Genomic DNA, 6,828 nt, shown 5'->3' with positions numbered 1-6,828 from the left:
AGGTTAATCTAAACTCTCGGCGCGCTCGGCTAAGTTGGTCAGTACATCTAATTCTGCAACAGCATCAGCGCTTTGCATGAGTTCAGCTAATTTGGGCAGCAGTAAATCAAATAACTCTTCATATAAACGCTTCTCAAGTGCCAATGAGCGACTCTGGCTACTGAGAACATTGTCTTCATGCTCTTTGAGCTCAGGAATAATGTAACGTTCGTTGTTTTTCAAGGTTTGGCGACGCACATATTCAACTGGTACCAGATCGGACTGGCTGCGGCTGACCTCAATAAAATAACCGTGCACCCGGTTATAACCCACTTTTAAGCTAGCAATGCCGGTTCGTTCTTTTTCTCTTAATTCCAATTCTTCTAGGTAATCCGTGGCACCTTTAGATAAGGCACGCAGATGATCGAGCTCTTCGTTATAGCCTTCTTTTATTACCCCCCCATCACGAATGAGCACGGGGGGCGCTTCAATCACCGCATGTTCGAGTAATTCGGCGAAGTCTGGGTATTGACTTATTTTGGTCGCGAGCTGAGGTAAATCACTGTGTTGAGCATTTTCTATTTCGAGCTCGAGATAGCTTTGAATATCAGGCAGTAAAGAGAAAGCTTGGCGCAAACGTGCGAAGTCTCTTGGGCGTGCGCTACGCAAGGCTAGCCTTGCCAGTACACGTTGCATATCACCAATTTTCTTTAATGCGTCTTGTAATTGTGCATACGGGGAATTCATGAGTGCATGAATATTACGCTGACGCTTTTTAAGAACGGTGACATCAGCGAGCGGCCGGTGGATCCAGCGTTGCAATAACCGACTGCCCATGGGGGTAGCTGTTTTATCTAATATGCTGGCTAGCGTGTTCTCCGTGCCACCCGATAAATTAAACGTTAGCTCGAGGTTACGCCTTGTGGCGGCGTCCATAACAACCGTATCATTATGTGACTCGAGCACAATTCGGTCGATGTGCGGTAGGGCCGAACGCTGGGTATCTTTGATATATTGCATTACGCAGCCAGCAGCACAAATACCGATGTGATGATTTTGCACACCAAAACCGGATAGTTCGTTGGTCCCAAATTGACTGGTGAGCTGGGTCGTGGCGGTTTGTAAGTCATATTCCCATTGTGGGCGACGACGTAAGCCCTTACGCTGATTGATCAGGTGGCTGTAAGCAAAATCATCTGGGTATAACAGCTCTACTGGGTTCGTGCGTTGTAATTCTGCCGCGAGGGCTTCTTCACCGCTAAGTTCACATAAAGTAAAGCGTCCGCTGGTGACATCTAAGGTGGCGTAGCCAAACACCAAAGCCTGATTCGCTTTTTGCGCAGGGCAAAATACGGCTGCCAATATGCTGTCTTGTTTATCATTGAGTAGGGCTTCGTCTGATACTGTACCTGGGGTGACAATGCGCTGCACTCTGCGCTCGACAGGGCCTTTGCTGGTAGCTGGGTCGCCGAACTGTTCAACAATAGCCACGGATTGCCCCATTTTCACCAAGCGGGCTAAATAGTTTTCAACCGCGTGGTAAGGCACGCCAGCCATCGGGATCGCATTACCGCCAGATTTGCCTCTAGCCGTTAGTGAGATATCGAGCAATTCGGATGCTTTTTTTGCATCATCAAAAAAGAGTTCGTAAAAGTCACCCATGCGATAAAACAACAGAATATCTGGATGCTCAGCTTTAATTTTCAAATACTGTTGCATCATAGGTGTATGTTGCTGCAAAGCGGCTAAGCTTGCGGTAGCTGGCTCTACTGATAATGTGTTCGTTTTAGGCATTCTGGACAGCACTCTTGTTGGTATCGCTTTTAACGCTTTGTTTCATTCTGAATGTTTGGCATGCTAATAAAATCCGCTAGGTCAGCATTAGCGAGTCAGATAATCTCATGATGGATGCAAAATATGACAAACAATTTAATTCAATTAGCACAACAACTCGGTGAAACGCTACAGCGATTAGGCTGGCAAGTTACCTGTGCGGAGTCGTGTACTGGAGGGGGCATAGGATACGCCATCACAAGTACATCTGGAAGCTCAAGCTGGTTTAAAAGTGGCTATATTACTTACTCAAATGAAGCAAAACACTCGCTGTTAGGCGTGAGCGAACAAACCTTGATCGACCATGGCGCGGTATCCCAGCCTGTCGTTGAGCAAATGGCATTAGGCGCAGCTAAAGCTGCAGGGGCTAATGTTGCGGTATCTGTTAGTGGTATTGCTGGACCCGATGGGGGAAGTGCCGGAAAGCCTGTGGGAACGGTTTGGTTTGGTTTTGCCATTAATGGTGAGGTGTTTACGGACGGTAAATGTTTCAGTGGTGACAGACATCAAGTTCGAACACAAGCGATCGAATTTGCGTTGAGCCGATTGCTCAAATTGTGTTAGCAATATTATACGAGTAAAGGTACGTCCTTAGCGGAAATTTATGCGAAAAATGGCTATTTTGTCGTTAAAAATTTCGTCCAGAGCACGCCATTGGGCGTATTACATAAAGTTGTACAGCGGTTTTATGTTCATTGGAAAAGCGCAAATCAAGAGCGTTACCAAAATGGCGCGGTTAACGCGTCTTACTTAACCAATAATGAGCATTTAAATATTGGCGACACAACACTGCTTTTTCATTTTATTGCTTCAAGTGCACTGCAACGAGTTACCAAACAAGTATTTGCCACACCGCCAGCCTTTATGAATATGCAGTTATTTTTTAACCCGCTTAATAGTCATCAAAAAATTACTGGCACCGAGATACGTAATATCACCTTAGTCTTGCGCAGCAGCAAGAGGCGCTAGTTGGTCCAGATGTAGTGCACTTTCGTCTTGCTCTGGAATATGAGCTGGGTATTGAGCTTATTCCTGTAAGTCATCGCCAGTGGGATTCAGAAGAAGCGCTAGCGATACGTATGCAATATAACGGAAAATTACCCAGCGATTCGATCAGTAGCGGCGTTAAAGTTGCGTTTAGTGCTGGAGACTTGCTGGTTTTTTCAGCCAATATGCTGCATAGAGGTATTTACGGACTAGAGCGTATGGTATTGGTTATTTTACTTTGTGACCCAGAACCTGCTTTGCTTAAATCCGCACCCAGTGATTGTTTGCCTAGTCAGGAAATACTGTCAACACTCGATAATTCAGGCCTGTTTGAACGTGCTCTTAGCTTGAGGAAGTAACCCAATGTTAACGGTGAGCAGTGTAAAGACAGAATAATAACTCTATTTATAAAAAGGAACCATCATGACAGTTAAGGGTACATTTGACGTTGATTTATCCCCTCAGAATGATAAAAACACGCCCGCTGGGCGCATGCTCATTGAAAAAAAATACACAGGGGCAATGGTTGGCTTAGGTTTAGGCCAGATGATCAGTAAGCATACGGACAATGGTGTGGCCGTGTATTTTGCGATTGAAGAATTTGTTGGTTGTGTGGATGAAAAAGATGGCAGTTTCACTTTATTGCATCAGGGCAAAATGTCCGCTGAGGAACAATCATTGGAAATTTCCATTTTAGCGGGCTCCGGCAGTGGAGCACTAACAAATATCTGTGGCAACATGCGTATTATTCAGCAAGATGGTAAGCATCACTATGAATTGGATTACCAGCTTTCACTATTGGTTTAGTGCGGTACAGCATATCAATGGACAGTGGATATGCTAATGGCCTTTAATTCGTTAATCATATTAAGCCGTGCTTTGCACAGGGAAAATAATGAAAAAAATAACCGGTAGTTGCCTTTGTAATAGTGTACGTTTTGAATGTGAGGATGCGATTGAGCACTTTCATTTATGCCATTGTACTCAATGCCAAAAAGCAACAGGTTCGGCGCACGCATCGAATTTATTTACAGGCGTTAAAAATATCACTTGGCTTGCTGGTGTAGAGTTGATTAACCGCTACGATGTGCCGGGACGTGCCATATCCAAAGCGTTTTGCAGCCAGTGCGGAAGCGCGGTTCCTTACGCATCCTTATCAGGCGAATCGCTAGTGATACCGGCGGGTTGTTTAGATGATAGCCCTGATATCACCCCCAAAAGTCATATTTTTTATGCAGAGCGCGCCAACTGGTATGAACCTGCTTTAATGAGCAAAAAGTTTAATAAGCTGCCAGATAAATATTGAGAAAGTGAAATGTCACTAAGGAAAGTCTAGAGTGGTGTTTACGCGCTTCGCTTAACACGGCTGGCGAAGTATCTCGTCATCTCATTCAAATTGAATGACTCACTGGGAAAGCCGCTGGTGGAATATGACTATTTTTAGAAAGTGACTTGTAACTGTATGGTTGTACAGTATAATGACAGCATAGAATTTGAATTTCAGGAGACCAATAAATGGTGACTACAGATAAAAGCAAAGCATTAGCCTCAGCAATGGCACAAATTGAAAAGCAATTTGGCAAAGGCTCAATTATGAAATTGGGTGAGAACAGAACAATGGACGTAGAAACAATTTCTACGGGTTCATTGGGCTTGGATATTGCGCTAGGTGCTGGTGGTTTCCCAATGGGACGAATAGTAGAAATCTACGGACCTGAATCAAGCGGTAAAACAACCCTGACCCTTGAAGTTGTTGCTGAAGCGCAACGCAACGGTAAGGTATGTGCTTTCGTCGATGCAGAGCACGCATTAGACCCAATATATGCAAGAAAGTTAGGTGTAAACATTGATGAGCTTTTGGTCTCACAACCTGATACTGGTGAGCAGGCATTAGAGATCTGCGATATGTTAACTCGCTCTGGTGCAGTGGACATCATAGTTGTCGATTCTGTTGCTGCGCTTACACCAAAAGCTGAAATTGAAGGTGATATGGGCGACAGCCATATGGGGCTTCAAGCTCGTATGCTTTCTCAAGCAATGAGAAAGCTAACCGGTAACCTTAAACAGTCGAACACTATGATGATTTTCATCAATCAAATCCGAATGAAAATTGGTGTGATGTTTGGCTCACCAGAAACAACAACCGGTGGTAACGCACTTAAGTTCTACGCCAGTGTTCGTTGTGATATTCGACGTATCGGTGCGGTGAAAGAAGGTGATGAGGTGACGGGCAATGAAACCCGAGTTAAAGTTGTTAAGAACAAAATCGCACCACCCTTTAAGCAAGCAGAGTTTCAAATTATGTATGGTGAAGGGATAAACAGAGACGGAGAATTAATCGATTTAGGTGTAAAACACGGATTTGTTCAGAAGGCAGGTGCTTGGTATAGCTACGGTGATGAACGAATTGGGCAAGGTAAGGCTAACTCAACTAAGTACCTTAAAGAGCACAAAGAGGTACGAGACGAGCTGAATAAAAAGCTTAGGGATTTGTTGCTAAGCCCGAAAGAGTCCTTGCCAAAAGAGCCTTTGGAATCGGCACCGGAAGAATAATTGGTTTAGAGGAAGTAAGTATTTTACTTTTTATTTAAAATTGAAAACCGCCAACTGGCGGTTTTTTTGCTTAATATTCTAATCGACACGCCATTTATTGAAAGCGCAAGGTTAGTGCTAGTCATTACGTTATCCTGCTCAAATTCAATAAAATGTATGTGCTGAACTCCTACCAATTTTATAGGTTAGACATGATATGAGAGTATATTTTGTGACACCTTTCACCTGAAAGTATGCCGATGATATATGACTATAAAAGGCTTTTACCGCTGAATAACTTAGCTCAAGGCTTGATAGCGGGGGATTTGAAGGGATTTTTTACACTCATGTATTTTCAGGAAACACTGTACTTTCAACAGCCTATAACCGCTGGGCTTAATAAACCTAAAAAATAAACTGGCACATTGTCAAGTTTATTTACATGAGCATTATGCATAAATAAGTGTTATTTCTCACCTCCTTGTTTTTTATAGTTTTTTCGTTTTTGGCATGATAGATGCTCTATACAATCAAGCAAGTAGTGTGATAACTCGCGAGCAGTATTATTTGCAATATTAAATTCTCTGGTAAGTAAATTTAGCTAAAGGGATATACATATGAAAAATTTATTCGGTTCAAAAACAATCATTTCTACAGCGGTACTTCTGGCGATTGTCGCCAGCCAGCAAGTTAGCGCTGCAAGTATTACATTTGGTGGTCAAGCAGCAGGTGATGGTTCTGGGCAAACCAGTAGTCGTATTAGTGACCCATCGCATGCGATAAATAATGGTACTAATGGTTTCTTCGTTGAAACTTTCGATCAAGCAACCAATATTGATGGTGCCCCTGCTGGCGATACACAATATAACGAACCAGGCCTTGCGGCTGACTCTGCTACATGTGCGGTAAATGGCACTGGTGGTGGAATCACTGTAAATACTAGTGCTAGTACGGCTTTTGGTGTGCGTAAAGGCTCAGTTCCGAACGTAGCCGCCCAACCTCTTAATGACTCGACTTGTTATGGTCACACGCCGGCAGAAGGAGGCGACTTGCCTTCATGGGTAGAAATTGATTACTCCGGATTTTTGGCTGCTCAAGGTGGAGGCGTCCGGATCGATTACCTTGGTTTTTACTGGGGTTCTGTCGATAATTACAACGATTTTGAGTTCTTTTCTGGTGACGACTCAGTAGCAAAAATTACCGGACCTGAGTTGTTAGCGCTTTCAAATGCAGCTTCAGGTGACCAAACTGACCCAGATTCAAATCGCTACGTGAATATTGACTTTTCGTTTGCTGAATCCTTCGACAGGGTACGAGTATCAACCAGCGGTATCGCAGGGGAGTTTGACAATATTGTTATCGGTTTAAACAATCGTCAAGTACCCTCTCCAGCAGGGTTAGCTTTCTTGGGTCTTGGCTTGTTAGGTTTGAGCTTTAGTAGAAAGTTTGGAAAATAAGACACATCAACATTTATTGTTTGAAAAGCCGACTAGTTCG

The 6,828-nt window shown here is 43.6% G+C and carries 7 protein-coding genes and 1 pseudogene; 7 read left to right on the top strand and 1 reads right to left on the bottom strand.

Translation table 11 applies throughout. From position 1 onward, the window contains the following. Positions 1-6: 6 nt before the first annotated feature. Positions 7-1,773 (bottom strand): annotated as a pseudogene (gene mutS / locus GPLA_RS12315) (DNA mismatch repair protein MutS); the annotation flags it as partial. Positions 1,774-1,896: 123 nt separating this feature from the next. On the opposite strand from mutS, the gene pncC reads away from it, so the two are divergent. The 7 genes from pncC (at position 1,897) to GPLA_RS12285 (ending at position 6,788) form a co-directional block, all read left to right on the top strand. After that, entirely contained in the window at positions 1,897-2,376 is a 480-nt protein-coding gene (gene pncC / locus GPLA_RS12310) for a nicotinamide-nucleotide amidase (protein ID WP_007105250.1), read from the top strand. Positions 2,377-2,466: 90 nt separating this feature from the next. Beyond that, positions 2,467-2,781 (top strand): hypothetical protein, encoded by a 315-nt coding sequence (locus GPLA_RS24020; protein ID WP_007105249.1) that lies wholly within the window; start codon positions 2,467-2,469, stop codon positions 2,779-2,781. Between the two features lie 14 nt (positions 2,782-2,795). Then, on the top strand, positions 2,796-3,158 hold the full coding sequence (locus GPLA_RS24015) for a hypothetical protein (protein WP_007105248.1): 363 nt from the start codon (positions 2,796-2,798) through the stop codon (positions 3,156-3,158). Positions 3,159-3,222: 64 nt separating this feature from the next. After that, positions 3,223-3,606, top strand: a complete 384-nt coding sequence (locus GPLA_RS12300) for a DUF3224 domain-containing protein (RefSeq protein WP_007105247.1) — start codon at positions 3,223-3,225, stop codon at positions 3,604-3,606. A gap of 88 nt (positions 3,607-3,694) precedes the next feature. Beyond that, entirely contained in the window at positions 3,695-4,105 is a 411-nt protein-coding gene (locus GPLA_RS12295) for a GFA family protein (RefSeq protein ID WP_007105246.1), read from the top strand. A 209-nt stretch (positions 4,106-4,314) separates the two neighbouring features. Next, positions 4,315-5,352 carry a recombinase RecA gene (gene recA / locus GPLA_RS12290; RefSeq protein WP_007105245.1) on the top strand — a complete coding sequence of 346 codons (1,038 nt, stop codon included), beginning with the start codon at positions 4,315-4,317 and terminating at the stop codon, positions 5,350-5,352. A 596-nt stretch (positions 5,353-5,948) separates the two neighbouring features. Then, positions 5,949-6,788 carry an Npun_F0296 family exosortase-dependent surface protein gene (locus tag GPLA_RS12285; protein ID WP_007105242.1) on the top strand — a complete coding sequence of 280 codons (840 nt, stop codon included), beginning with the start codon at positions 5,949-5,951 and terminating at the stop codon, positions 6,786-6,788. Positions 6,789-6,828 lie beyond the last annotated feature (40 nt).

Origin of the sequence: Paraglaciecola polaris LMG 21857 (assembly GCF_000315055.1) — a bacterium.
Lineage (GTDB): Bacteria > Pseudomonadota > Gammaproteobacteria > Enterobacterales > Alteromonadaceae > Paraglaciecola > Paraglaciecola polaris.
The sequence above is the reverse complement of the archived record's forward strand: the minus strand, read 5'-3'. Positions and strand labels throughout refer to the sequence as shown.